Annotated in this window: 22 protein-coding genes and 1 pseudogene; 10 read left to right on the top strand and 13 right to left on the bottom strand. The window is 67.9% G+C overall.

From position 1 onward, the window contains the following. On the top strand, positions 1-876 hold an 876-nt coding region (locus QZ471_RS08615), incomplete at its 5' end, for an MFS transporter (RefSeq protein ID WP_295462706.1). A 51-nt stretch (positions 877-927) separates the two neighbouring features. Here the strand turns inward: QZ471_RS08615 and QZ471_RS08610 are convergent. Next, a complete protein-coding gene (locus QZ471_RS08610; RefSeq protein ID WP_295462705.1) occupies positions 928-2,115 on the bottom strand; it encodes an MFS transporter in 1,188 nt (395 codons plus the stop codon). Between the two features lie 105 nt (positions 2,116-2,220). Here QZ471_RS08610 and QZ471_RS08605 point away from each other — a divergent pair, with 105 nt between their 5' ends. Both QZ471_RS08605 and QZ471_RS08600 read left to right on the top strand, forming a co-directional pair. Then, entirely contained in the window at positions 2,221-3,096 is an 876-nt protein-coding gene (locus tag QZ471_RS08605; RefSeq protein ID WP_058766269.1) for a LysR family transcriptional regulator, read from the top strand. 125 nt (positions 3,097-3,221) lie between these two features. Further along, positions 3,222-3,572 (top strand): VOC family protein, encoded by a 351-nt coding sequence (locus QZ471_RS08600; protein WP_295462702.1) that lies wholly within the window; start codon positions 3,222-3,224, stop codon positions 3,570-3,572. A 465-nt stretch (positions 3,573-4,037) separates the two neighbouring features. Here QZ471_RS08600 and QZ471_RS08595 read toward each other — a convergent pair whose 3' ends face one another. Beyond that, positions 4,038-4,406 (bottom strand): hypothetical protein, encoded by a 369-nt coding sequence (locus QZ471_RS08595; RefSeq protein WP_295462700.1) that lies wholly within the window; start codon positions 4,404-4,406, stop codon positions 4,038-4,040. A 247-nt stretch (positions 4,407-4,653) separates the two neighbouring features. Here QZ471_RS08595 and QZ471_RS08590 point away from each other — a divergent pair, with 247 nt between their 5' ends. Beyond that, positions 4,654-5,898, top strand: coding sequence for an MFS transporter (locus QZ471_RS08590; RefSeq protein WP_295462698.1), 1,245 nt, complete (start codon positions 4,654-4,656; stop codon positions 5,896-5,898). On the opposite strand, the gene QZ471_RS08585 is transcribed toward QZ471_RS08590, so the two are convergent. The 7 genes from QZ471_RS08585 to QZ471_RS08555 are packed head-to-tail and all read right to left on the bottom strand — an operon-like array spanning position 5,876 to position 12,885. After that, a complete protein-coding gene (locus QZ471_RS08585) occupies positions 5,876-6,787 on the bottom strand; it encodes a LysR substrate-binding domain-containing protein (RefSeq protein WP_295462696.1) in 912 nt (303 codons plus the stop codon). The two genes, QZ471_RS08590 and QZ471_RS08585, sit on opposite strands and share 23 nt — an antisense overlap. Positions 6,788-6,841: 54 nt before the next feature. Then, the gene (gene ycaC / locus QZ471_RS08580) at positions 6,842-7,465 is read right to left on the bottom strand and encodes an isochorismate family cysteine hydrolase YcaC (RefSeq protein ID WP_295462694.1); all 624 of its coding nucleotides are present in this window, start codon (positions 7,463-7,465) and stop codon (positions 6,842-6,844) included. A gap of 47 nt (positions 7,466-7,512) precedes the next feature. Continuing rightward, positions 7,513-9,108, bottom strand: a complete 1,596-nt coding sequence (locus QZ471_RS08575) for an MFS transporter (RefSeq protein ID WP_295462692.1) — start codon at positions 9,106-9,108, stop codon at positions 7,513-7,515. 11 nt (positions 9,109-9,119) lie between these two features. After that, a complete protein-coding gene (locus QZ471_RS08570) occupies positions 9,120-10,961 on the bottom strand; it encodes an amidohydrolase (protein WP_295462690.1) in 1,842 nt (613 codons plus the stop codon). Between the two features lie 57 nt (positions 10,962-11,018). Continuing rightward, a complete protein-coding gene (locus QZ471_RS08565; RefSeq protein ID WP_295462688.1) occupies positions 11,019-11,837 on the bottom strand; it encodes an alpha/beta hydrolase in 819 nt (272 codons plus the stop codon). Continuing rightward, the gene (locus QZ471_RS08560) at positions 11,834-12,463 is read right to left on the bottom strand and encodes an antibiotic biosynthesis monooxygenase (protein ID WP_295462686.1); all 630 of its coding nucleotides are present in this window, start codon (positions 12,461-12,463) and stop codon (positions 11,834-11,836) included. The genes QZ471_RS08565 and QZ471_RS08560 overlap by 4 nt, the downstream gene beginning before the upstream one ends. Further along, entirely contained in the window at positions 12,460-12,885 is a 426-nt protein-coding gene (locus QZ471_RS08555) for a DoxX family protein (protein ID WP_295462684.1), read from the bottom strand. The genes QZ471_RS08560 and QZ471_RS08555 overlap by 4 nt, the downstream gene beginning before the upstream one ends. 296 nt (positions 12,886-13,181) lie before the next feature. On the opposite strand from QZ471_RS08555, the gene QZ471_RS08550 reads away from it, so the two are divergent. After that, entirely contained in the window at positions 13,182-13,589 is a 408-nt protein-coding gene (locus QZ471_RS08550; protein ID WP_295462682.1) for a DoxX family protein, read from the top strand. Between the two features lie 37 nt (positions 13,590-13,626). Here QZ471_RS08550 and QZ471_RS08545 read toward each other — a convergent pair whose 3' ends face one another. After that, positions 13,627-14,547 (bottom strand): LysR family transcriptional regulator, encoded by a 921-nt coding sequence (locus QZ471_RS08545; protein ID WP_295462680.1) that lies wholly within the window; start codon positions 14,545-14,547, stop codon positions 13,627-13,629. A gap of 97 nt (positions 14,548-14,644) precedes the next feature. Between QZ471_RS08545 and QZ471_RS08540 the strand changes: the two genes are divergently transcribed. The 4 genes from QZ471_RS08540 (at position 14,645) to QZ471_RS23835 (ending at position 17,980) form a co-directional block, all read left to right on the top strand. Beyond that, a complete protein-coding gene (locus QZ471_RS08540; RefSeq protein ID WP_295462678.1) occupies positions 14,645-15,868 on the top strand; it encodes an MFS transporter in 1,224 nt (407 codons plus the stop codon). A gap of 161 nt (positions 15,869-16,029) precedes the next feature. Then, entirely contained in the window at positions 16,030-16,752 is a 723-nt protein-coding gene (locus QZ471_RS08535; protein ID WP_295462676.1) for a pirin family protein, read from the top strand. Between the two features lie 77 nt (positions 16,753-16,829). Further along, the gene (locus QZ471_RS08530) at positions 16,830-17,417 is read left to right on the top strand and encodes a hypothetical protein (protein ID WP_295462674.1); all 588 of its coding nucleotides are present in this window, start codon (positions 16,830-16,832) and stop codon (positions 17,415-17,417) included. Positions 17,418-17,530: 113 nt separating this feature from the next. Continuing rightward, positions 17,531-17,980, top strand: coding sequence for an AraC family transcriptional regulator (locus QZ471_RS23835; RefSeq protein ID WP_363286905.1), 450 nt, complete (start codon positions 17,531-17,533; stop codon positions 17,978-17,980). Positions 17,981-18,610: 630 nt separating this feature from the next. On the opposite strand, the pseudogene QZ471_RS23830 reads toward QZ471_RS23835, so the two are convergent. The 3 genes and pseudogenes from QZ471_RS23830 to QZ471_RS08510 all read right to left on the bottom strand — a co-directional run. Beyond that, a pseudogene (locus QZ471_RS23830) lies at positions 18,611-19,294 on the bottom strand (winged helix-turn-helix domain-containing protein); the annotation flags it as partial. A 180-nt stretch (positions 19,295-19,474) separates the two neighbouring features. Continuing rightward, positions 19,475-20,428, bottom strand: coding sequence for a GlxA family transcriptional regulator (locus QZ471_RS08515; RefSeq protein ID WP_295462670.1), 954 nt, complete (start codon positions 20,426-20,428; stop codon positions 19,475-19,477). A 234-nt stretch (positions 20,429-20,662) separates the two neighbouring features. Then, entirely contained in the window at positions 20,663-22,165 is a 1,503-nt protein-coding gene (locus tag QZ471_RS08510; RefSeq protein WP_295462668.1) for an MFS transporter, read from the bottom strand. Between the two features lie 140 nt (positions 22,166-22,305). Between QZ471_RS08510 and QZ471_RS08505 the strand changes: the two genes are divergently transcribed. Then, the gene (locus QZ471_RS08505) at positions 22,306-23,238 is read left to right on the top strand and encodes a LysR family transcriptional regulator (protein ID WP_295462666.1); all 933 of its coding nucleotides are present in this window, start codon (positions 22,306-22,308) and stop codon (positions 23,236-23,238) included. Positions 23,239-23,264: the final 26 nt, after the last annotated feature.

The following is a 23,264-nucleotide window of genomic DNA, read 5'->3' as shown; positions in this document are numbered from 1 at the left end:
GCCATCTTCAACTCGGCGCAATACTTCGCCACCGTGCTGTTCGCGCCGCTGATGGGCTGGATCGTCTACCACTTCGGCTGGCAGCACGTCTTCGTGGTGATGGGCGCCCTGGGCATCGCCTTCTCGGCGGTCTGGATGGCGGTGATCTACAGCCCCCGCGAACATCCCCGCGCCAACAGCGCCGAGGTCGAGTACATCGCCAGCAACGGCGGCCTGGTCGACCTGGACACCCCCGGCAAGAAGAGCGAAGGTCCGAAGTGGAGCTACATCGGCCAGTTGCTGACCAATCGCATGATGGCCGGCATCTACCTGGGCCAGTTCTGCATCAACGCCCTCACCTACTTCTTCCTGACCTGGTTCCCCGTGTACCTGGTGCAGGAACGCGGCATGACCATCCTCAAGGCCGGCATCATCGCCTCCCTGCCGGCCATCTGCGGCTTCATCGGCGGCGTGCTGGGCGGGGTGATCTCCGACTGGCTGCTGCGTCGCGGCAGCAGCCTGAGCGTGGCGCGCAAGACCCCCATCGTCGCCGGCATGCTGCTGTCGATGAGCATGATCCTCTGCATGATCGAGGGCTGCAGGCTGCGGTCGGTGCCGTTCTCGGCCAGGGCGCGGCGGTCCAGGCGATCCTGGTGGCGCTGGATCGAGGGCTGCAGGCTGCGGTCCGCGCCGTTCTCGGCCAGAGTGCGGTCGTTCGACTGCTGGTGCTTCTCGATCAGCGAGCCCAGGGGGCGCAGGGCGCTTTCCTCGGCCTGGGCCGATTGGCCGATGGCGACGGTGAGCAGGGTGGCGGCGAAGAGGGCGGAGAGAGTTTTCATGGCGAGTACCTTGTCGGGTGGGTGTGGACTCATTGTCCCCAGCCCGGCCCTCGCCTAGAAATCGTCCCGCGGGATAGCGATCATCGACCGCAGTGATGGTCGCTCTGGACTAGCTCCGCACCTGGCGTTGGCGCAGCAGGAACAGGCACCAGACACCCAAGGCCGTGGCTGCCAGCAGGCAGCCGGCCAGGCTCACACCCGTCCAGCCGTAGTGCTCGTAGAGTCGCGCCGACAGCAGCGAGCCCAGGGAGCCACCGAGGAAGTAGCCGGTCATGTAGCCGGCGTTGAGGCGGCTGCGGGCTTCCGGGCGCAAGCGATAGACCACGTTCTGGTTGCTGACGTGGCTGAGTTGCACGGCGAGATCCAGCACCAGGATGCCGATCAGCAGCGCGGCCAGGGAGTACTGGGCGAAGGCCAGGGGTAGCCAGGCGAGGGTCAGGGAGGCCAGGCCGATGCTGGTGGCGAGACTGCCCTGGCCCTTGTCGGCCATGCGTCCGGCCAGGTTGGCGGCCAGGGCCCCCACCGCGCCGGCGAGACCGAACAGGCCGATGGTGCCGTCGCTGAAGCCAAAGGGCTCGGCGGCGAGCAGGAAGGCCAGGGGCGTCCAGAACACCGCGAAGACGGCGAAGCCGAGAAAGCCCAGCAGGGTACGCAAGCGATGCAGGGGCTCGTCGCGCAGGAGCACGAACACCGAGCCCAGCAGCCGCGGATAGCTCAGGCCCGCCGACTGCTGGTAGCGCGGCAGCGCCAGGCGCAGCGCCAGGGCGGTGGCCAGCATCAGGCCGGCCGCCACAGCGTAGACGGTGCGCCAATCGCCCAGGGACGAGAGCGCCCCGGCCACGGTGCGGGCCAGCAGGATGCCGAGGATCAGGCCGCTCATGACAGTGCCCACCGCCCTGCCCCGCTGTTCCGGCGCGGCCAGGGTGGCGGCGAAGGGCACCAGTACCTGGGCTACCACCGAGAAGAGCCCGGTCAGGGCGGTGCCCAGCAGCAGCCAGGGCAGGCTAGTAGCGGTGGCGCTCAAAGCCAGACCGGCGGCGGCGATCACGCTCATGGTGACGATCAGCCGGCGGCGCTCCAGCAGATCTCCCAAGGGCACCAGCAGCAGGAGCCCGGCGGCATAGCTGAGTTGGGCGGTAGTGACGACACTGCCGGCCTGGGTGTAGCTAAGATCGAAGCGTTGGGCGATGGTGTGCAGCAGCGGCTGGTTGTAGTAGTTGCTGGCCACGGCGATACCGGTGGCGACGGCCATGAGCAGGGTCAGCCAGCGGCTGAGGGGTGGCGTGGGGGTCGACATCCGCAAGGGTCCGGGACGGTGAAGGGTTCGTCAGTATCGGACAATGGCAGCTATCGGTTAAATGAATCGTTAAGATGGGTTCGATCTTTTTTCAAGATAGCGCTCATGAATCTCAAACAGCTGGAATTCGCCGTCGCTCTGGCCGAGGAGCGCCACTTCACCCGCGCCGCCGAGCGTTGCCACGTGGTGCAGTCGGCGCTCAGTCACCAGATCGCCCGGCTGGAGGCCGAGCTGGGCGCCACCCTGTTCGAACGGCTGCCGCGCCAGGTGCGGATCACCCCGGCGGGCGAGGCGTTGCTGGTCAATGCGCACCAGGTGCTGGCAGCGGTGGAGCGGCTGCAGCAGGACGTGGCGGCGGCGGTGGGCGACATTCGGGGCAGCCTGACGGTGGGCCTGATCTCCTCGGTGCCGCGCCTGGACATCGTCGAGCTGCTAGCGGCCTTCCATGCGCGTCATCCGCAGGTGGACATCGAGCTGCGCCAGGACAAGAGCGAGACGCTGCTGGCGGCGGTGCGGGAGCGGCAGCTGGATTTCGCCCTGATCGGCGTCTCGCGGCAGGTGCGGCTGGAGGGGGTAGACAGTCGTCTGCTGCTCAGCGAGGAACTGGTGGCGGTGCTGCCCGCGGAACACGCCCTGGCGGGGCGGGACAGGCTGTCGCTGCACGAGCTGGTGGACCTGCCGCTGGTGGATCTGCCGGCCGGCAGCGGCGCGCGGCGGCAGACTGACGAGGCCTTCGCCGCCCTGGGCCTGCCCCATCGGGTACGCTTCGAGACCAGCCACATGCAGCTGCTGGAGCGCTTCGTCCGCCGCGGCCTGGCGGTGGGGCTGGTGCCACGCAGCCTGGCACTGACCTTCAGCGGCCTGGCCTGTGTACCGGTGAGCGATGCGCCGCAGCGTAACGTCCATGCCATCTGGTCGCGACTGCCGACGCCGGCGACGCGGGAGTTCCTGCAGATCGTGGCAGCGGCGCTGGGCGACTAGCGTTCGACGAAGACACCCAGGCGGCTGGCAACTCGGTCGCCATGGCCCGGTACCAGGCAGTGCCGGGCGGCTAGGGACTCGTCGCCTTGCTAGACTTCCAGATCCATGACTGTGAGAGGTCAGCGATGAAGATCAACCGTATCGTGCCGAACATCGCCACCGAGCAACTGGCCGCCATGAAGGCCTTCTACGGTGAGCTGCTGGGCCTGACGCTGGCGATGGATCACGGCTGGATTCTGACCTTCGTCGGCGCGGGCCAGAGCTGTCCCCAGGTCAGCTTCGCGGTGGAAGGCGGCTCGGGCACACCGGTGCCGGAGTTGTCGCTGGAAGTCGATGACCTGGGCGAGGTCTTGCAGCGACTGGAGCGGGCGGGCTATGCGCCGGAATACGGTCCGGTGACCGAGCCTTGGGGGGTGAGGCGTTTCTTCGTCCGCGATCCCGGGGGACGGCTGTTGAATTTCCTGGAGCACGCTTGAGGGCTTGGCGCCGTCTGCTTGCATTATCGCGGCCATGGGCCGCTCCTACAGCAGCCGGATAACTTAGGAGAAGCGTAGCCTGGAAAACGGCGCAGCCTTTTCCAGGGCTGGCGTCGTTGTGCAGGGCGCGCCCTCACCCCCGCCCTCTCCCAGAGGGAGAGGGGGTTATCCGCGCAGGCGTTCAGTGCCGGCAGTGCCGTAGCGTGGAAAACGGCGCAGCCTTTTCCACTGAGGATTGCGTGGCGCGAGGCCCCCTTACCCCACCCTCTCCCAAAGGGAGAGGGAGTTATCCGAGCAGAACCGCAGCGTGGAAAACGGCGGAGCCTTTTCCACGGGTGACCTCGTTGCGCGAGGCTCCCTCACCCCAACCCTCTCCCATAGGGAGAGGGGATTATCAGAGCAGCTCCATAAACTCCGGCAGGATCGCGATCGGCCGTCATAGGCCCGTCCTTACGCGCCCTACCCTCAGCCCTCGCTCGCCGGCAGGCGGCGGACGAAGGTGCCGACGCGCCAGGCCAGTTGCTCGCCCTGGCATTGCACCAGCAGGTTGCGCACCCGGTAGGCCTGGTCGGCCACGCTGGCGTCGGCCTGGGCTTCGCTGGCGCCGTCGAGGTGGTTGCGGGCCAGCACCTGGTAGTTGCCGGTGGAGCAGCGCGCCGCCGCTTCGCTGGCGCAGCCGGACCAGCTGCCGAACACCCCGTTGCACTGCACCAGGTAGGCCGCGCGACCGTCTTGCAGGTAGGCGTTTTGGGAGCTGGCACAGCCGGCCAGCAAGGCGAGGAAGCCGGCGCAGGCCAGCAGGCGGAGGGTATTGCGGAAGGCGACGAGGGACATGGGAGTGGCTCCGAACAATATGGAGCCATCGTAGAAAGCCGACCCCCTCCGCAATAAATCGTACCGGCGGATAGCGCTTATCGATGCGGCTGATGGCGACCCTCGGTCAGGCAGGGCAGACGGTGATGTCCACCTTAAGGCTCTGGTAAGCCGGGCGGGGGGAGGCTGGTGGCACAACCACTAAAACCTAGTCGCCTCCCCTCCCCGGCCGCCAGGGACGGGAAGCCCTTCGGGCAAGGAGATCGCCATGTCTACCTGGACCTCTACGCAGCGCAACGTGGCCTTTGCCACCTTCGCCAGCTGGACGCTGGATGCCTTCGATTTCTTCATCCTGGTGTTCGTTCTCAGCAACCTGGCGCAGTACTTCCAGGACTCCGTGACCGACGTGTCTCTGGCGATCATGTTGACCCTGGCGGTGCGGCCGGTGGGGGCCCTGCTGTTCGGGCGCCTGGCCGAACGCCATGGGCGCAAGCCGATCCTGATGCTCAACATCGTGCTGTTCTCGCTGTTCGAGATTCTCTCTGCCTGGTCGCCGACCTTCATGGCGTTCATGGCCTTCCGCATCCTCTACGGCGTGGCCATGGGCGGTATCTGGGGCGTGGCCTCGTCGCTGGCGATGGAAACCATCCCGGATCGCTCGCGCGGGCTGATGTCGGGGATCTTCCAGGCCGGCTATCCCTGCGGCTACCTGCTCGCCTCCATCGCCTACGGGTTGTTCTTCACCGCGGTGGGCTGGCGTGGCCTGTTCCTGATCGGCGCCCTGCCGATCCTGCTGCTGCCCTTCATCTACTTCAAGGTGCCGGAATCGCCAGTGTGGCTGGCCGCGCGCGAACGCCAGGAGAGCACCGCCCTGCTGCCGATCCTGCGCCAGCACTGGAAGATCTGCCTGTACATGGTGCTGCTGATGGCCTGCTTCAATTTCTTCAGTCACGGCACCCAGGATCTCTATCCGACCTTCCTCAAGGTGCAGCACCAGTTCGATGCCCACACCGTGAGCCTGATCGCCATCGGCTACAACATCGCGGCGATGCTCGGCGGGGTGTTCTTCGGCTCGCTCTCGGAGCGCATCGGGCGCAAGAAGGCGATCATGCTGGCCGCCCTGCTGTCGCTGCCGATCCTGCCGCTGTGGGCCTTCGCCAGCGGTTCCTGGACGCTGGGCATCGGCGCCTTCCTGATGCAGTTCATGGTGCAGGGCGCCTGGGGTGTGGTCCCCACCTATCTCAACGAACTGGTGCCGGGCAATGCGCGCGCCGTGCTGCCGGGCTTCGTCTACCAGATGGGCAACCTGCTGGCCTCGGTCAACGCCACCCTGCAGGCGCAGATCGCCGCGGCCCACGGCGGCAACTATGGCCTGGCCATGGCCATCGTGGCGGGCACCGTGGCGGTGTTGATCGCCGTGTTCGTGGCCTTCGGCAAGGAGACCCGTGGCATGCGGATTTCCGGGGCGGCGGCCGAGCAGCCGGCTGGGCTTACGCAGCCGGTTCGCCCATGAACCTGAGGATTTCGCCCCGTAGCCAGCGTTCGCCCGGGTCCTGATCCTGGGCGGCGCGCCAGACCAGCGACAGCCTGGCCGGGACGATGGGAAAGGGTGGCTCCTCGAAGCGCAGGCCGCCGCCTGCGGCCAAGGCCCGGGCGGCATAGTCGGGCACGGTGGCGAGCAGGTCACTGCCGGCCAGCAGCGCACCGAGACCGTTGAAGTGGGGCACGCCCAGGGCCACCTTGCGGCTGCGGCCGAGGCGCGCCAGGTCGTCGTCGATGTTGCCGCAGAGATCGCCGGACATGGACACCAGCACATGGGGCCGGGCGCAGTAGTCGTCCAGGCTCAGGGGCGCGGGGTCGTTGTCGGCGCGGACCACCAGGGCGCGGATGTGCCTCAGGGTGCGGCTCTTGGCGTTGGCCGGCAACTGGGTGGTATAGCTGATGCCCAGGGACACCTCACCACTGGCCAGCAGGCCGGGCAGGAGCAGGAAGTTGGCGTTGCGCACCACCAGCACGCAGTGCGGCGCCACCTCGCGCAGATGGCTCAGCAACGGGGGCAGCAGGCCGCATTCGACGTCGTCGGACATGCCGATGCGGAACACCGCCCGGCTGGCGCCGGGATCGAAATCGTCGACCTCGCTCAAGGCATTGGACAGGCCATCCAGCGCCGGGCGCAGCCGTTCGAGGATGGCCAGGGCGCGCGGCGTGGGCTCCATGGCGCGACCGCTACGCACCAGCAAGGGATCGTCGAAGAATTGCCGCAGGCGCACCAGGGCGGCGCTGATGGCCGGCTGGCCGAGAAAGAGCTTTTCCGCGGTGCGGGTGAGGTTGCGCTCGTGCATCAGGCTTTCGAACACCACCAGCAGGTGCAGGTCGATACGGCGCAGGTCGTTGCGGTTCACGGCATCCCTCCGCGAAGGTCCGGCGCCTGAGCAGGCGCCGGGCTGTCTTTTCCGTTATTTGGCGGCCAGCTTGGCGTAGCTGGTCATCAGGTTGCGGTAGTTGGGGATGTGGTTGGACAGCAGGGCACCCAGGCCCTCGATGTCGTTGCGCCAGTCGCGGTGCAGTTCGCAGGCCACGCTGAACCAGTTCATCAGCTGCACGCCAGCGGCGCTCATGCGTGCCCAGGCGGCCTGCTGCACGGTCTTGTCGAAGGTGCCGGAGGCATCGGTCACCACGAAGACGTCGAAGCCTTCGGCGATGGCGGCCAGGGCCGGGAAGGCCACGCAGACGTCAGTGACTACGCCGGCGATGATCAATTGCTTGCGGCCGGTGGCCTTGATGGCGGCGACGAAGTCCTGGTTGTCCCAGGCGTTGATCTGCCCCGGACGGGCGATATAGGGCGCCTCGGGGAACAGTTCGACCAACTCGGGTACCAGCGGGCCGTTGGGGCCCTGCTCGAAGCTGGTGGTGAGGATGGTGGGCAGGCCGAAGAACTTGGCGCTGTTGGCCAGGGCCAGGACGTTGTTCTTGAAGTCGCTGGGGGTGAAATCCTGCACCAGGGAGATCAGACCGGCCTGGTGGTCGATCAGCAGGACGACGGCATCGTTCTTGTCGAGACGGTTGTAGGGCTTGCTCATGGTGGAGTCCTCAGGGAGTGGTGGTGGGGTTGAAAGGCAGGGCCGCGCTAGGCGCCGCCCAGGAGATGGCGGATGGCGATGGGTACGCCGGGGGTCTGGTATTGCCGCGCCGCCGCTTCCAGGCGCTGTTCGCCCTGGGTGACGCGGTGGTGGTGGCGCAGGTGCTCCAGCCAGGATTCGTCGCAGAACAATTCCTGCCAGCGGCGCGGCTCGGCGCTGTCCTGCAGCAGGGCCCAGGAGAAGGCGCCGTTGCGCCGGCGCATGCCGCCGACCGCCTGCATGGCCTGGCGAAAGGCCGGGCCGTGTTCGGGGGCGATGTCGTATTCCAGGGTGACCAGCACCGGGCCGCGCTCGCGATCCAGGGAGTCGTCGAGCAGCGGGGTCGGCCAGTGCAGCGCGGGGGCTATGTCCGCCGCCGGGGTGACCGGCAGGCGCAGGCGCCAGGTCAGGACGATGCCGGCCAGCAGCACCGCGGCGGCCGCGCTCAGGGCCAAGCTCAGGGAGAAGTGACTGGCCACGGCGCCCCAGAGGGTGCCGCCCAGGGCGCTGGTGCCGAAGAACACCAGGATGTAGACGGCCAGGGCGCGGGCCCTGACCCAGCCGGGGACGGCGGTCTGGGCCGCCACCTGCAGGCTGGAGAGCACGGCGATCCAGGCCAGGCCGCTGGCGAGCATCACCGGCAGCAGCCAGGCGAAGTCACGGATCCAGGCCAGTCCCAGCAGAACGAGGGCATAGAGGGCGCTGGCGCCAGCCACCAGCAGATCGCTGGAGAGTCTTTCGCGCAGCCGCGGCAAGAGCATGGCGCCGCCGATGGCGCCCAGGCCCACGCAACCGAGCAGGATGCCGAAATCCAGGGCGGTGCCCTGCAGGGCCTGGCGGACCAGCAGCGGGAGCAGGGCCATGCCGGCGCTGGCGCCGAGAAAAAACGCGGCGGTCCGGGCCAGCACCATCTGCAGCTGGGGCGAGCTGCGGGCGTAGCGGAAACCGACCCGGACCGCGCCCAAGAGGCGCTCCGCGGGCAGCACGGCGGCTGCAGGTTGGCGCCGCCAAGTCAGGAGCGCGACGATGACGGCGAAGAAGGACACGGCATTCAGGGCGAAGGTCAGCCAGGGACCGGCCAGGCTGACCAGCACCCCGGCCAGCGCCGGCCCCAGGGCGCGGGCCACGTTCATGCCCAGGCTGGACAGGGCGATGGCCGCGGGCAGTTCGCTTTTATCCACCAGCTCGGGGGTGAGCGCCGACCAGGCCGGCAGCATCAGCGCGGTGCCCACGCCCATGGCCAGGGTCAGGCCCAGCAGCAGCGGCACGCTCATCCAGCCGGCCAGGGTCAGGCCGGCCAAGGCCAGGGCTACCGCGGCCATCCACAGCTGCACGCCGAGCAGGTAGCGGCGCCGGTCGACGATGTCGGCCAGGGCGCCGGCCGGCAGCGCCAGCAAAAACATCGGCAGCGCCCCCGCCACCTGCACCAGGGCCACCGCCAGCGGGCTGGCCGACAGCGAGGTCATCAGCCAGCCGGCGCCCACCTCGTGCATCCAGGTACCGATGTTGGAGGCGATGCTGGCCAGCCACAGCCAGCGAAAGGTGCGCTGGCGCAACGGTTGCCAGGGCGAGGCAGTGTTGGGCGTGAGGGTGGCGGCGGTCATGGCGGCGGTCCTCAGAAGCTGAAGCAGGAGCAGCCGAAGGCGCCCCAGAAGCCGCTGAAATCGCTCACCGGCACCCGGCTCTGGCGCGCCCGCTCATGGCCGTGGCCATGCACGGAACAGGCGCCGGCGCACTGGTGCACGGCGGCCTGCAAGGGCGCACCGGGTTTCCAGTGACCGGGCACCTTGACCACCGGCGACCAGTCCGGCGTGACCGGCAAGGGCGCCGGCCCCAGGCGATCGAATTCCTCGGCGCCATGGACGATGCGGCCACCGACCACGGTGAGCACCGACTCCAGGTGCTTGATGGCCTCTTCCTCGACGCTGAAGAAGTCCGCCGAGAGCACCGCCACGTCGGCCAGTTGGCCCACCCGCAGTTGGCCCTTCTTGCCCTGTTCCGAGGAGAACCAGGCACTGCCCTGGGTGAACAGCTGCAGGGCGGTGGCCCGCGGCAGGCCCTCTTGGTAGAGCGCCAGGCCACCGACGGTGCGGCCACTCACCAGCCAGTACAGCGAGGTCCAGGGGTTGTAGCTGGACACCCGGGTGGCGTCGGTCCCCGCCCCCACCGGTACACCAGCGGCGAGCATCCGCTGGATCGGCGGGGTCTGCTCGGCAGCCTGGGCGCCGTAGCGGTCGACGAAGTATTCGCCCTGGAAGGCCATGCGGTCCTGGATGGCGATGCCGCCGCCCAGCGCCTTGACCCGCTCGATGTTGCGCGGGCTGATGGTCTCGGCGTGGTCGAAGAACCAGGGCAGGCCATTGAAGGGTACGTCGCGATTGACCCTCTCGAAGACGTCGAGCATGCGCGAGATGGATTCGTCGTAGGTGGCGTGCAGGCGGAACGGCCAGCGCTGCTCCACCAGGTGGCGCACCACGGGTTCCAGGTCGGCCTCCATGGTGGCTGGCAGATCCGGGCGCGGTTCGAGGAAGTCCTCGAAGTCGGCTGCGGAGAAGGCGAGCATCTCGCCAGCGCCGTTGTGCCGCAGGAAGTCGGTGCCCTGGTGCAGGGTGACGCTGCTGGTCCAGTTCTTGAAGTCGGTCAGCTCTTCCTTGGGTCGCTGGGTGAAGAGGTTGTAGGCGATGCGCACGGTGAGCTGGTCGGCATCGGCCAGTTCCTGGATCACCTGGTAGTCGTCCGGGTAGTTCTGGAAGCCGCCGCCGGCATCGATGGCGCTGGTCAGCCCCAGGCGATTGAGTTCGCGCATGAACTGGCGGGTGGAGTTGACCTGGTACTCCAACGGCAGCTTGGGCCCCTTGGCCAGGGTGGCGTAGAGGATCATGGCGTTGGGCCGGGCGATGAGCATGCCGGTGGGTTCGCCGCGAGCATCGCGCTGGATCTCGCCGCCCGGGGGATTGGGGGTGTCCCTGGTGTAGCCGACCACCCGCAGGGCGGCGCGATTGAGCAGCGCCCGGTCGTAGAGGTGGAGGATGAACACCGGGGTGTCCGGCGCCGCCTGGTTGAGTTCGTCCAGGGTCGGCAGGCGTCGCTCGGCGAACTGGAATTCGTTCCAGCCGCCCACCACCCGCACCCACTGGGGCGCCGGGGTGCGCTCGGCCTGGTCCTTGAGCATACGCAGGGCATCGGCCAGCGAGGGCACGCCCTCCCAGCGCAGTTCCAGGTTGTAGTTGAGGCCGCCGCGGATCAGGTGCAGGTGGGAGTCGTTGAGGCCGGGAATGGCGCGGCGGCCGCGCAGATCGACCACCTGGGTGGCCGGACCGCGATGGGCCATGGCCGCGCTGTCGCTGCCCACGGCGAGGAAGACGCCGTCCTTGATGGCGACCGCAGTGGCCTCGGGACGCTCGGGATCGACGGTGTGGAGCTTGCCGTTGTGCAGGATCAGATCGGCGTGTTGCATGGGACCTCCAGGGGCAGGGTCAGAAGCCCGGACAGCACCCGCTGCCCGGGCCGGTGCTCAGCTCGCCACGAAGGCCAGCAGGTCCTGGTTCAGCTGCTCGGCGTGGGTCACCGCGAAGCCGTGGGGGGCACCGGCATACACCTTGAGTTCGGCGCCGCGGATCGCCTCGGCGGCCAGCTTGCCGGTGGTTTCGAAAGGCACCACCTGGTCGGCGTCGCCGTGGATCACCAGGGTCGGCACGTCGATCTTGGCCATGTCCGGGCGGAAGTCGGTCTCGGAGAAGGCGGTGACGCAGTCCAGGGTGCCTTTCAGCGAGGCCAGCAGGGCGATGTTGAGGGTCTGGGTGAAGACGCCCGCGGAGACGGCCTGGCCCTGGTTGGTGCCATAGAAGATCGGCGCGAAGTCGGCGAGGAACTGGGCACGATCTTTAAGCAATCCACTGCGAATGCCGTCGAAGACGCCTTTATCGACGCCCTGGGGGAAGTCCGGCTTCTGACCGAACAGCGGGGTGACGGCGCCCAGCAGCGCCAGCTTGGCGACCCGCGCCGAACCGTGGCGCGCCAGGTAGCGGCTGACGTCGCCACCGCCCATGGAAAAGCCCACCAGGGTGACGTCGCGCAGATCCAGGTGCTCGATCAGCTCCTTGATGTCGTCGGCGAAGGTGTCGTAGTCGTAGCCATTCCAGGGCTGGTCGGAGCGGCCGAAGCCGCGGCGATCGAAGGCGATGGCGCGGTAGCCGTGGCTGGCCAGGTGGTGCAGCTGGTAGTCCCACATGTCGGCGTCCAGCGGCCAGCCGTGGCTGAGCAGCACGGGCTTGCCGCTGCCCCAGTCCTTGAAATAGATCTCGACGCCGTCGCGGGTGGTGAAGGTGCTCATGGTTGTTCGCCTCTAGCGGTGGGGGGAGTGGAAAAGGCGCCCGAGCGGGCGTTGAGCCAGGGCGCGCACAGGCGGCTCACCCTGGGCATGATCAGGAACACCACCAGCGGCACGATGCACAGGGTGATCAGCAGATTGCTCGGCACCGGCCCGGCCAGCGCCGGATAGCGCGCGAACAGCGGCTGCCACAGCGGCGGGATCAGCATCGTCAGGGGCGCGATGACCAGGTAGGTCAGCACCGCCTGCTTCCAGGCCGGTGGCGGGCGCACGCCGGGGCGTGGCGGGTTGAACCAGAATTCGGCATCGGCATGCACCTCGGGGGCATCGGCCTCGCGCAGCAGCGGCGCCACCTCGGCGATCAGCGCCTGGCGCTCTGGCGAAGCCAGCCAGGCCTGCAACTGGTCGACGTCGGCGAAGCGCACCAGGGTGGTAAAGGCGGCGCCCTCCTCGGCCGGCGGGATGACGTCCACGCCGAGATGACCACAGGCCGCGCGGGCGGCGGTGACCGCGCGCTGCAACCAGCGCTGGTAGGCCTGGTGCTGGCCGGCCAGGGGCTGGTGACGGATCACCAGGGTGACGATGCGGCCGTGGGCCTGTTGCGGGTCTTGCCCGACTGCGGCGGTCATGACAGCACCCTCGCGAAGCCGCCCCGGGGGGCGCGGCGGCGGGCCAGCCAGGCCGCCAGCGAATAGCGACCCGGCCCGGTGAGCGCCAGGGTGCCGAACAGCACCAGCAGCAGCCAGCCGAATTGGCCCTGCTCCAGCGACCACTCCGGATGCACCGCCACCAGCGCGATGAGCAGCAGCATCAGGATCGGCAGGCAGGCCAGGCGGGTCGCCCAGCCCAGGGCGATCAGCAGCGGGCAGAGGACCTCGGCGAACACGGCGAAGGCCAGCGTCGGCCAGGCGCCCAGGTGCAGCGGGTCCTCGATCAGGCCGAGTTGCTGGCGGAAGTTCAGCGCCTTGGGCAAGCCATGTACCGCCAACAACAACCCGGCGCCACCCAGGCGCAGGAACAAGAGTCCCAGATCCAGCCGCGCCTCGCGCATGGCCCATCCTCCTGATGAGAGAGTCGGCTGCGAGAAAGGCCCCGCGCCGTCGATGGGGCGGACTTTCGCCCGGACACTGGGGAGCGGCCTTGGACGTCTGTGCTGGTTTTTGTACGTCTGTGCTGTGGCGTGCAGGTGAAAGGATTCAGGTCACAACAACGGCCCGAACGCATTGAACAGTCAACTCAGGCATGACAGTAAAACGCCATTTGGCTACTTAATCGAATTCAAGGTGGACATTAATCTGCGCCCATCGCATCCACGCCGGATGCCAGACCTCGAAAGGACAGCTGACGATGAACACCACCCAAGCCTTCACCGCCACCACCGGCCGCCTGCTGCTGGCCAGCCTCTTCCTGTTCAGCGGCGTGGGCAAACTGCTCGCCCCCGCCGCCACCAAGGGCTACATCGCCGCCATGGGCATGCCCTTCCCGGACCTAGCCTACCTGGGCGCCCTGGCAGTCGAGCTGGGCCTCGCCAGCCTGCTGCTGATCGGCTACCGCACCCGCACTGTGGCGCTGGCCATGGCCGCCTTCACCCTGGTCACCGCCGCGGTGTTCCACAACCACTTCGCCGACCAGAACCAGCTGATCCACTTCCTCAAGAACCTGGCCATCGCCGGTGGTCTGTTGCAGGTGGCGGCCTTCGGCGCCGGCGCCTTGAGCGTGGATGGCCGGCGGGTAGGTGCGGCGCGGTTGGCCTGACGCCATCGACCCTTGAGCGCCCGCCTGACCCTCGCGGTCAGGCGGGCGCCGTCACATCCAGCATCCGTGTGCAGGCCTCGCGCACCAGTTCGAGAAACAGGCGCAGTCGCGCCGGATAGACCCGGGCGTAGGGATAGATGAGATAGATCGGCAGGGGCGCGGCCTGCCACTCGGGCAGCAGATGCACCAGGCGCCCTGCGGCGACGTCCTCGCGCACCATCCAGTGCGACAGCGCCGCGCAGCCCAGACCGCGCACCGCGGCATGCCGGGCGACGAAGAGACTCTCGGTGGCCAGCCGTGCCCGCAAGGGGATCAGCCGGCTTTCGCCAGAAGACCCCAGCTGCAGGCGCAATTCGGTCTGGTAGAACTGGGTCATGGCGATCCAGGGCAGCGCCGTCAGCTCCTCAGGTGCCTGCAGCGTGCCTGCCAGTTCCGGCGCTGCCACCAGGATGCGCTGGACATCCCCCAGGCGCACCGCCACGGAGTCCGGATCTTCCACCGCCCCCACCCGAATCGCGCAGTCAACGCCATCGGCGACGAAATTCGGTGCCCGGTCGCTGAGCACCCAGTCCACCTGCATCCCCGGATAGCGCCGCAGATAGGCCTCCAGCGGATCGAGCAACTGCTCCTGGCCGAAGGCGTGGGGCATCACTACCCGCAGACGCCCCTCGGGCTCGGCGTGGGCGCCATGCAGGGCCGCGGTGAAGGCCTGCCAGTCGCCGAGCAGTTGCTGGGCCTGGCGATAGCAGCGCTGGCCGTCCTCGGTCAGGCGCAGGGCATGGGTCGAACGCTGCACCAGGCGCACCTGAAGCGCAGCCTCCAATGCCTGCAGGCGCCGACTGACGGTGGGCTGGGTGGTGCCGAGCTGGCGCGCCGCCGCCGACAGGCTACCGGCCTCGACGATACGGACGAAGGTCTCCAGCAAGTCGAGACGGTCGTGGGAAAAGGAGCTGTTCATACGCCCTACGTATACCCCCTGTACCGGGCGTTCGGCTACAGGTGGCGCGTATTAAGGCGAAGAATGCCTCCATCGCCACCTGACCCGGAGCTTCACCATGACCGACATTCCGCTTTCGCATAGCCAGACCCCACCTCGCAGCACCACGCTGTCCCCTGCCCTGCTCGGCCTGCTGGCCACCGGCGCCGGCCTGAGCGTGGCCAACCTCTATTACAGTCAGCCACTGCTGGGCACCCTGGCCAGCAGCCTCCCGGCGACCGCCGCCGACGTGGGGCTGATCCCCACCCTGACCCAGCTCGGCTATGCCTTGGGGCTGTTGTTGCTCGCGCCCCTGGGCGATCGCTTCGACCGGCGGCGCATCATCCTGGCCAAGCTCGGCATCCTGCTGCTGGCCCTGCTCGGCGCCAGCCTGGCACCGGGGCTGCACGCCCTGCTGCTGGCCAGCCTGGTCACCGGCCTGGCCGCCACCGTGGCCCAGGACCTGGTGCCCGCCGCCGCGACCCTGGCGCCGCCCGCCGAACGCGGACGCATCGTCGGTACGGTGATGACCGGGCTGCTGCTGGGCATCCTGCTGTCACGGGTGGTCAGCGGCCTGGTCGGCGAGCTGCTTGGCTGGCGGGCGCTGTTCGTGCTGGCGGCGGCGAGCATCGCCGCCATCGGCGTGGCCGTCTGGCGCGGGCTGCCGAGCTTCCCAGCGACCATTCAGCTGAGCTATCCCGCGCTGCTTGGCTCGCTGGGTACCCTCTGGCGTCGGCATGCCGCGCTGCGCCGGGCGACCCTGGCCCAGGGCCTGCTGTCCGTTGGCTTCAGCGCCTTCTGGTCGACCCTCGCCCTCTATCTGCACGCCGGCCCCTTCCAGCTGGGCAGCGCCGCTGCCGGTGCTTTCGGGCTGGCCGGTGCCGCCGGTGCCCTGGCCGCGCCCTGGGCCGGTCGCCTGGCGGATCGCCATGGCTCGGAATGGGTGACACGCCTGGGCATAGCGCTCGCCGCCCTGGCCTTCGCCAGCCTGCTCGCCTTGCCCTGGCTGCCGGGGGTGACGGGGCTGGTCCTGCTGGCGCTGGCGACGGTGGTCTTCGATCTCGGTGTCCAGGCCACCCTCATCGCCCACCAGGCCCAGGTCTACGGCCTCGAGCCCGAGGCGCGCAGCCGGCTCAACGCGGTGCTCTTCACCGGCATGTTCATTGGCATGGCCAGCGGTGCGGCCCTGGGCAGTCTGCTGCTGGTGCGCCTGGGCTGGAGCGGCGTCGCCGGGCTGGCGCTCAGCGCCGCGCTGTTAGCACTGCTGGTACGGCTCTGGCCCGCCGGTACGCCTCGAACCTGAAGCAAACCGTGGCCGGTTGGCGACACCTGGCCCGGGTATCGTCAACTAAAACAGGACGACCATTCCCCTTCCAGCTCGTTAATCAAAGTCTTCGCCCACAGTAGGATGACTTCCATGGCGTCGGAACAGACCGCGCCCTCATCCACAGAAGGAGCATCATCATGCTGGCCATTCGCAAAGCCTCCGATCGCGGCGCCGCCAACCACGGTTGGCTCAAGTCCTTCCACACCTTCTCCTTCGCCAGCTATCGCAATCCGGCGGAACAGGGCTTCTCCGACCTACTGGTGATCAACGACGACACCGTAGCCCCCGGCCAGGGCTTTGGCGAGCATCCGCACCGCGACATGGAGATCTTCTCCTATGTGCTCGAAGGCGCCCTGGAGCACCAGGACAGCCTGGGCACCGGTTCGGTGATCCGCCCCGGCGACGTCCAGCTGATGAGTGCCGGCAGCGGTGTCAGCCATAGCGAGTACAACCACTCCAACAGCGAGCGGGTGCACTTCCTGCAGATCTGGATCGTGCCCAACGTGCGCCGCGCTACCCCGCGCTACCAGCAGCAGCACTTCAGCGCCGAGACCAAGCGTGGCCGCCTGGCCCTGATCATCTCGCCGGACGGCGCCGAGGGTTCGCTGGAAGTCCGCCAGGACGCGCGGGTCTACGCCGGTCTGTTCGACGGCAACGAAAGCGCCACCCTGCACCTGGCCCCCGAGCGTCATGCCTATGTGCACGTCGCCCGCGGCAGCCTGGAGCTGAACGGGATGCTCCTGCAGGCCGGTGACGGCGTGCGGCTGCGCGACGAGCGCGAACTGCAACTCGCCCACGGCAGCGATGCCGAGGTGCTGGTGTTTGATCTGCGGCCCAACGAACTGCCGCAAATGCCCTAAGCCTGTCTGCGCCTAGGTAGTAGCAGGCGCCAAGCCCGGAGGCCGCTCCCACGGCCTCCCCTTGCCGAGAACGCGCCATGAGCACCCAAGCCCTGACCTCTCTGGTGGCCGGTAACGCCACCCTCTGGCTGACGCTGAACGTCTTCGGCGAACAGCTGGGCCTGCCGGTACCGGCCTATCCGTCGCTGCTGGTGATGGGTGCGGCGGCCGATGAGACCGAGCTGTTCCTGGCACTCATGGCCACGGTGTTTGTCACGGGGCTGGCCGATCTGCTCTGGTACTGGGCCGGTCGGCGGCATGGCGCTTGGCTGCTGCGCCATCTGCCGGGGCACGTCCCGGCCGCCACTCGCTTGCCGGGCCTGCTGCTGGTGGCCAAGTTCGTCCCGGGCGCCGCGGCCCTCGCCACCCTAAGCGCGGGGGCCAGCGCCATGCCCCTGCGGCGCTTCCTGGCCTACGACCTGGGCGGCGCCACGCTGTGGATCGGCTCCGGTCTGGCCCTGGGCCGGCTGTTCGAGGCGCAGATCCTGGCCCTGCTCGACGAACTCCAGGCCTACGGCCCGGCGCCGCTTATCCTGGCTGGGCTGCTCGGACTCGCCCTGCTCGGCTGGCACCTGCTGCCGCGCCGCCAGGAGCATGGGACGCCAACGAGACAGTGCTGCGCCTAGATCGTTGTCGCCTTAACGCTAATTAACGATAGCCAACTCGCACGTCAGACAACTGCACGGAATCATTCTCATCCAGGTCGCCATTTCGAGGCTGGCTTGATAGGGAGAGCGCCATGTCCATGTTCGTCGATTGCCAGAGCGCCGGTACCCCTCCGCTGGATACCCGCCTGCAGGGCTTGGCAGCCTGGCAGGAACGGTTGGCCAAGGAAGTCATGCTGCAACATCTGGAGCGCGGCATCAGCGTCAGCCAGGTGGCCTCGGTCTGTGGTCTGTCGCGCAGCCACTTCACCCGGCAATTCAAGCTCAGCACCGGGCTCGCACCGCTGGAATGGCTACGCCAGGAACGTATCCTTCGCGCCCAGCGGCTACTGGCCGAGCGCGCACTACCGCTGGCGGCGATCGCCCTGGAATGCGGTTTCTTCGATCAGGCGCATTTGAGCCGAGTCTTCACCCGCAGCCTCGGGCTGCCGCCACTGGCCTGGCAACAACAGGCCCTGGAGCGACGGCTGCTGGCGGAACTGCCGCAGATGCAGTCGCAGCATCGCCAGCAGGCGGTAGCCTAGGGTCGTCCCGCTGCCCTCCACCAGGATCAGCGACTTTTCCACCAGTTGCCCCAGCAGGGGGGTGAAGTGCGCCTCTTCCAGCCCACGCTGCGCCGCAAAGGCCAGGGCGTCGGCGCGACTGAAGCGCTCGCCGGCCTCGGCCAGGGTCGCCAGCACGGCGAATTCCGACTCGCTCAGGCTGTGCAGACTCCAGTCGAGCATGGCAGCGAGACTGCGCTGCCGCTGCGCCGCGGTCCGCCGGCCCTGGACGCTGAGGTAGTAGCCGCCCTCCAGTTGCGCCAGCACCCCGTTCAGTCCCTGCGCCGCCACCTGCTCGGCGAGGATCTCCAGCGCCAGGGGTACGCCTTCGCTGCGCCGGCAGATCTCGCCGACCAGTTGCACGTCGGACGGTGGTAATTGCAGCCCCGGCAGCCGTGCCCGCGCCCGCCGGACGAACAGTCGGAAGGCCGGCTCGCGCATGGCTTCGCGCAGGCGCCGCGCGGGCTGCGCGGCCACGGCCAGGGGCGCCAGGCGCAAGACCGCCTCGCCTTCCACCCGCAGGGCTTCACGACTGGTGACCAGCACCTTGAGCGCCGGACAGCCGAGCAGCAGGCGCTCCACCAGCCAGGCGCAGGGTTCGACCAGGCGCTCGGCGTTATCCAGTACCACCAGCATCCGGCGACTGGCGAGGGCCTCCTGCAACGCCGGCAGGCCACTCCCCGCAGCCAGGCCCAGCTCGCGCGCGAGTCGCTCGACCAGCCCCATGACATTGCCGAGGGCGGCCAGATCGACGACCTGGACCCCATCGACGAAGCTCTCCGCCAGCAGCGGCAGCAGGTGCTGGGCCAGCAGCGTCTTGCCGATCCCTCCCGGCCCCACCACCGACACCAGCCGGTGCTGGGCGAGCAGGCGCCGCAACTCGCCCAGGCTGGACGCGCGACCTTCCAGCGGCGTCAGCGGCTGCGGCGTTTCGGCCAGTGGCATGACATCCCCCTCACCCAGACGCTCCACCGCCGGCGCGAAACCGTAGCCACGCTGGCGGACGCTGAGGATGGGATCGCCGGCGCTGTAGCCACGCAGCACCCGGCGCAAGGCCGAGATGTGCACCCGCAGATTGATGTCCTCGACGACGCTGCCGGGCCAGACCCGCGCCATCAGGGTCTGCTTGTCGACCAGCTCGCCGGGGTGTTCCAGCAGCACCCGCAGGATATCCAGCGCCCGACCGCTCAGCGGCAGCGGGCGCTCGCCGTCCAGCAGCAGGCGTCGTCGCACATCCAGGACCAGGCCGCAGAAGCGGAAGGCACTGGCATCTTCCAGGGACTTGGGCTCTTGCATGACCGTGCCGCGCCACGCCGCTGCGGGTCGCCCGGGGTATTCCCCCGCTGCCCTCCGGCGTCTGCGCCTCTCCTTCGCCAATAGGTCAGACCATTCTGGCCGCTGCCCGTGCAGGAGATATGAAGATCTACGGCCGGAAGCTGCCATCGATGGGCGTGATACCGCCATCGATGGCCGATTTCAGCTGAATTGGTAGCGGTACTGCGCCGGGGTCAGCCCGAGATGGCTCTGGAAGGCGACGCGCATGCAGCGATCGCTGGCGAAGCCGCTGCGGAAAGCCACCGTCTTCAGCGGCAGGTCGCTGGTCTCCAGCAATCCACGGGCGTGATCGATACGCGCCCGGAGCACGAACTCCAGGGGCGTCATGCCGGTGTCGCGCTTGAATACCCGGGCGAAGTTGCGGGTGCCCATGGTCGCCAGCTCGGCGAGCCGGCTGATGGAATAGGCCTGGTCGATGTGCGCCACGATATGGTGTTGCACCCGGGTGATGGCGGTGGTCGCCTCGGGCTCGTCGAACAGCGGACTGAACTGCGCCTGCTTGCCCTGGCGCTGGGTCACCACCACCAGCACCTTGGCCACCTCCCGGGCGATGACCTTGCCATGGTCCTCGGCCACCAGGGCCAGCGCCAGGTCGATGCCGGCGGTGACCCCGGCGGAGGTCAGCAGCGGGCCATCGCGCAGGTAGATCTCGTCGGCAGTCACCTGGGCCCGGGGAAAGCGCCGCGCCAGCCGCTCGCGATAATTCCAGTGGGTGGTCACCCGGCGCCCATCGAGCAGGCCGGCGCTGCCGAGCAGGAAGGTCCCGGTGCAGACCGCGCCATAGCGCGGGCACTGCGCAGGCACCTGGCGCAGCCAGGCCGCCACCTCCGGATGGGGCTCCAGATAGGCACCCGGCCCGCCGGGTACCAGCAGCAGGTCGTAGGCGGCGGGTGGCTGGGCGGTGGTGAGATCGGTGCGTATCGTCATGCCATTCGAGCAGCGCAGGGTACGTCGCCGCCCGGCGGCGATGGTCACGAGCCGATAGTGGTCGGCGGCTGGCAGATAACGATTGGCGATGGAAAACACCTCCACCGGCCCGGCGAAATCCAGCATCAGCACCTCGGGGACCAGCAGGAAAGCCACTGTCCTCGTCATGGCGATACATCCTTATCCGTGAGGCGAGAGATCCTTGGGCGGTGGCACCGCCCGCGTGAAGTTTGAGGTGAGGATAAGAACTTACGCCACGAGGGCAAGCTGCTTTTGTCTGAGGATTACCCATTGCACATCAGGATTCGCCTCTATCGGCATACCTCGATAGCTACTCATACCTAACCCTCGTCCAGTCGCCGTTTCGCTGGGGACCTCTCGCGTTGAGCTGCCCAAATCGCGCTAGCCCGGACGTCTTGGTTTGAGCATTACCAGCGTGACCAGCCCGATCAGCGCAGTGACGAGACTCGCGCCTTTCAGCAGCGTTCCGAAGCTGTCCAGGTAAGCCTGGCGGAGCACGTCGGCGGTGGCCAGAGATACACCCTGGAGATCGCCAAGCGCCAACTGCTGGGCCAACGCCAGCCTTGCCGGGGCGGACCAACCGACCAGCGAGTGGGCGAGCTGCCGCTCTATCAAGGCGCTCAAGAGCGCGAAAGCTATTGCCAGGATCACCCCTTCACTGGCAACCCGGACGGTATTGAAGATACCGGCAGCCATGCCGGCCCGCTCCCGGGGTACGACGCCTATCGCCAGCCCATCCATCAGCCCCCAGGGCAGCCCGGCACCCACGCCGATCATGGCCAGGCAGAGCGACATCGCGGGGAGTTCACTACCCAAGGCGAAGCGGCTGAGCGCCAGGAGACCAGCCGCCGCGAACAGGAATCCGAACGCGCAAAGGCGTCCGGCCGGCACCCAACGGGTCAGCCAGGCCGCCAGCAGCGGAACCACCAGCAACGGCAGGGTCAGCGCCAGCAGTACCAGACCTGCGCGGGTCGCTCCCAAGCCCTCCACGCCGATCAGGCGCAGCGGCAACAGGACGATGAACACGATGTAGCAGACGCAGGTACCGATAGGCAGCAGCTGCACGCCGAGGAAACGCGGCAGGCGAAACAGCCGCAGCTCCAGCATCGGCCGCTGGCTGCCTAGTTGTCCGCGCACGAACAGCAGCAGAGCAAGAGCTGCGAGCAGCAACAGGGATGTTACTCCAAGCGAGGTCCAGCCTTGTCGAGGCCCCAGGATGACGGCGGCGGTGAAGGCCACCAGCATGCAGGAAAAGCTCAATACCCCCGGCACATCGAGACGACTCGCTTGCGAATCGCGACTCTCCCGCATCCACTTCAGTGCCACCAGTACGGCAACACCGGCCAGCAGGGCGGTGAACAGAAAGATGGCTCGCCAGCCCCACCCTTCCAGCAACATCCCGCAAAGCAGCGGGCCGCAGGCCAACCCCAGACCGAAGGTCGTGCCGAGCAGGCTGAAGACTCGGGTGCGCGCCGGCCCTTCGAACTCCTGGGCCAGCGCCGCGCTACCAGCCGCCAAGGCTGCGGCTGCCGCCACGCCCTGGAGTCCACGCAACGCATCGAGCCATAGAATCGAAGGGGCGCTGGCGAGCAGCAGGGAAACGAGGGTGAAGCCGACGATACCGCCGATAAAAAGACGCTTGCGACCATAGCGATCGGCCAAGGTCCCCGCGGCCAGGAGCAGGCTACCGAAGCTGAGCATGAAGGCATTGGTGATCCAGGCCATGGCCACGGCATCGGCGTGCAACGCCATGCCTATGGCGGGCGTCGCCACGGCGCCGCCGGTAAAGCTTAGCGGCAATACCAGGGCGGCCAGGCAGATGGCCAGGACGATCGAATAGCGGCCGGACGCGGTAGACGTGACCTCGGCTGAGGACTTGTGCATGGTGGAATTCCTGCGGATTCGACAGCCGGCCGGACTGTCAGGATGAGCGCGCGACGAAGTCAGCTCACCTTATCCAGGACGCAATCAGTGATAAACAAGGCTAAGATCCAGTGATAACGGAGCAAAAGGATTCAATCGAAGTGGACAGCCTCACTAGCCTGGTCGCCTTCGTGAAGACCGCGGATGCCTTGAGTTTCGTGAATGCCGGCCAAGCCATGGGGATCTCGGCATCCGCCGTCGGCAAGAACGTGGCCAAGCTCGAAGCCTCCCTGAAGGTCCGGCTGTTTCATCGCAGCACCCGCAAGGTCAGCCTCACGCCGGAGGGCGCGCTGTTCTACGAACGCTGCAAGCGTGTACTGGATGAACTGGAAGAGGCCCGAGCGCTGCTTTCCCAAGCCGCGCAGACGCCCCAGGGTCGGCTCAAGGTCAGCCTGCCAACCATCGGTTATCGATTTCTGCTGCCCCACCTAGCGCCCTTTCGCCAGTGCTACCCGCAGATCGAGCTGGAGCTGGATTTCAACGACGAACTGGTCGACGTGATCGAGGAAGGCTTCGATGTGGTCATCCGCAGCGGTGGCTTGGCCGACAACAAGTTGATGGCCAAACGCCTGGGCCCTTTTCGCTTCGTCCTGTGCGCCGCACCCACCTACCTGAGCCAGCATGGGCTGCCCACCGTCCCGGCGGAGCTGGAGCAGCACGACTGCCTGCGCTATCGCTTCGTCACCACGGGCAAGATCATGGATTGGAGCCTGTCGGCCGATCCGCTCTTCACCCGCCTGCGCCTGCCGGCCACCCTGGTGCTCAACAACATGGAAGCCCTGCTCATGGCGGCGCAGGACGGCCATGGCATCGCCTTCATGCCGGACTTCCTGGTGCGGGACGCCCTCGCGGAGGGCAAGCTGCAGACGCTGCTGGATGCCTTCACGCGGGACGAAGGCCAGTTCTGGGCGCTCTGGCCTTCCAGCCGCCACCTTTCCCCCAAGGTCCGGGTATTCGTGGAATTCATCGAGCAGCGGCTGTTCAAGGCCCAGGCCCTTGCGCGCCCTACCCCCGCCGCAACCGGATCAGCGTGATCTCACTCGGCGCGCCGAACTTCAGC

Source organism: uncultured Pseudomonas sp. (assembly GCF_913774235.1).
Taxonomy (GTDB): domain Bacteria; phylum Pseudomonadota; class Gammaproteobacteria; order Pseudomonadales; family Pseudomonadaceae; genus Chryseomonas.
Note: the sequence above shows the minus strand (reverse complement) of the source record. Positions and strands in the feature narration are given on the sequence as shown.

Coding starts and splice junctions, on each gene's coding strand:
- QZ471_RS08610 (WP_295462705.1), bottom strand. CDS start 2,115: ATGTCGACCCCCACGCCACCCCTCAGCCGCTGGCTGACCCTGCTCATG.
- QZ471_RS08605 (WP_058766269.1), top strand. CDS start 2,221: ATGAATCTCAAACAGCTGGAATTCGCCGTCGCTCTGGCCGAGGAGCGC.
- QZ471_RS08600 (WP_295462702.1), top strand. CDS start 3,222: ATGAAGATCAACCGTATCGTGCCGAACATCGCCACCGAGCAACTGGCC.
- QZ471_RS08595 (WP_295462700.1), bottom strand. CDS start 4,406: ATGTCCCTCGTCGCCTTCCGCAATACCCTCCGCCTGCTGGCCTGCGCC.
- QZ471_RS08590 (WP_295462698.1), top strand. CDS start 4,654: ATGTCTACCTGGACCTCTACGCAGCGCAACGTGGCCTTTGCCACCTTC.
- ycaC (WP_295462694.1), bottom strand. CDS start 7,465: ATGAGCAAGCCCTACAACCGTCTCGACAAGAACGATGCCGTCGTCCTG.
- QZ471_RS08575 (WP_295462692.1), bottom strand. CDS start 9,108: ATGACCGCCGCCACCCTCACGCCCAACACTGCCTCGCCCTGGCAACCG.
- QZ471_RS08570 (WP_295462690.1), bottom strand. CDS start 10,961: ATGCAACACGCCGATCTGATCCTGCACAACGGCAAGCTCCACACCGTC.
- QZ471_RS08565 (WP_295462688.1), bottom strand. CDS start 11,837: ATGAGCACCTTCACCACCCGCGACGGCGTCGAGATCTATTTCAAGGAC.
- QZ471_RS08560 (WP_295462686.1), bottom strand. CDS start 12,463: ATGACCGCCGCAGTCGGGCAAGACCCGCAACAGGCCCACGGCCGCATC.
- QZ471_RS08555 (WP_295462684.1), bottom strand. CDS start 12,885: ATGCGCGAGGCGCGGCTGGATCTGGGACTCTTGTTCCTGCGCCTGGGT.
- QZ471_RS08550 (WP_295462682.1), top strand. CDS start 13,182: ATGAACACCACCCAAGCCTTCACCGCCACCACCGGCCGCCTGCTGCTG.
- QZ471_RS08545 (WP_295462680.1), bottom strand. CDS start 14,547: ATGAACAGCTCCTTTTCCCACGACCGTCTCGACTTGCTGGAGACCTTC.
- QZ471_RS08540 (WP_295462678.1), top strand. CDS start 14,645: ATGACCGACATTCCGCTTTCGCATAGCCAGACCCCACCTCGCAGCACC.
- QZ471_RS08535 (WP_295462676.1), top strand. CDS start 16,030: ATGCTGGCCATTCGCAAAGCCTCCGATCGCGGCGCCGCCAACCACGGT.
- QZ471_RS08530 (WP_295462674.1), top strand. CDS start 16,830: ATGAGCACCCAAGCCCTGACCTCTCTGGTGGCCGGTAACGCCACCCTC.
- QZ471_RS23835 (WP_363286905.1), top strand. CDS start 17,531: ATGTCCATGTTCGTCGATTGCCAGAGCGCCGGTACCCCTCCGCTGGAT.
- QZ471_RS08515 (WP_295462670.1), bottom strand. CDS start 20,428: ATGACGAGGACAGTGGCTTTCCTGCTGGTCCCCGAGGTGCTGATGCTG.
- QZ471_RS08510 (WP_295462668.1), bottom strand. CDS start 22,165: ATGCACAAGTCCTCAGCCGAGGTCACGTCTACCGCGTCCGGCCGCTAT.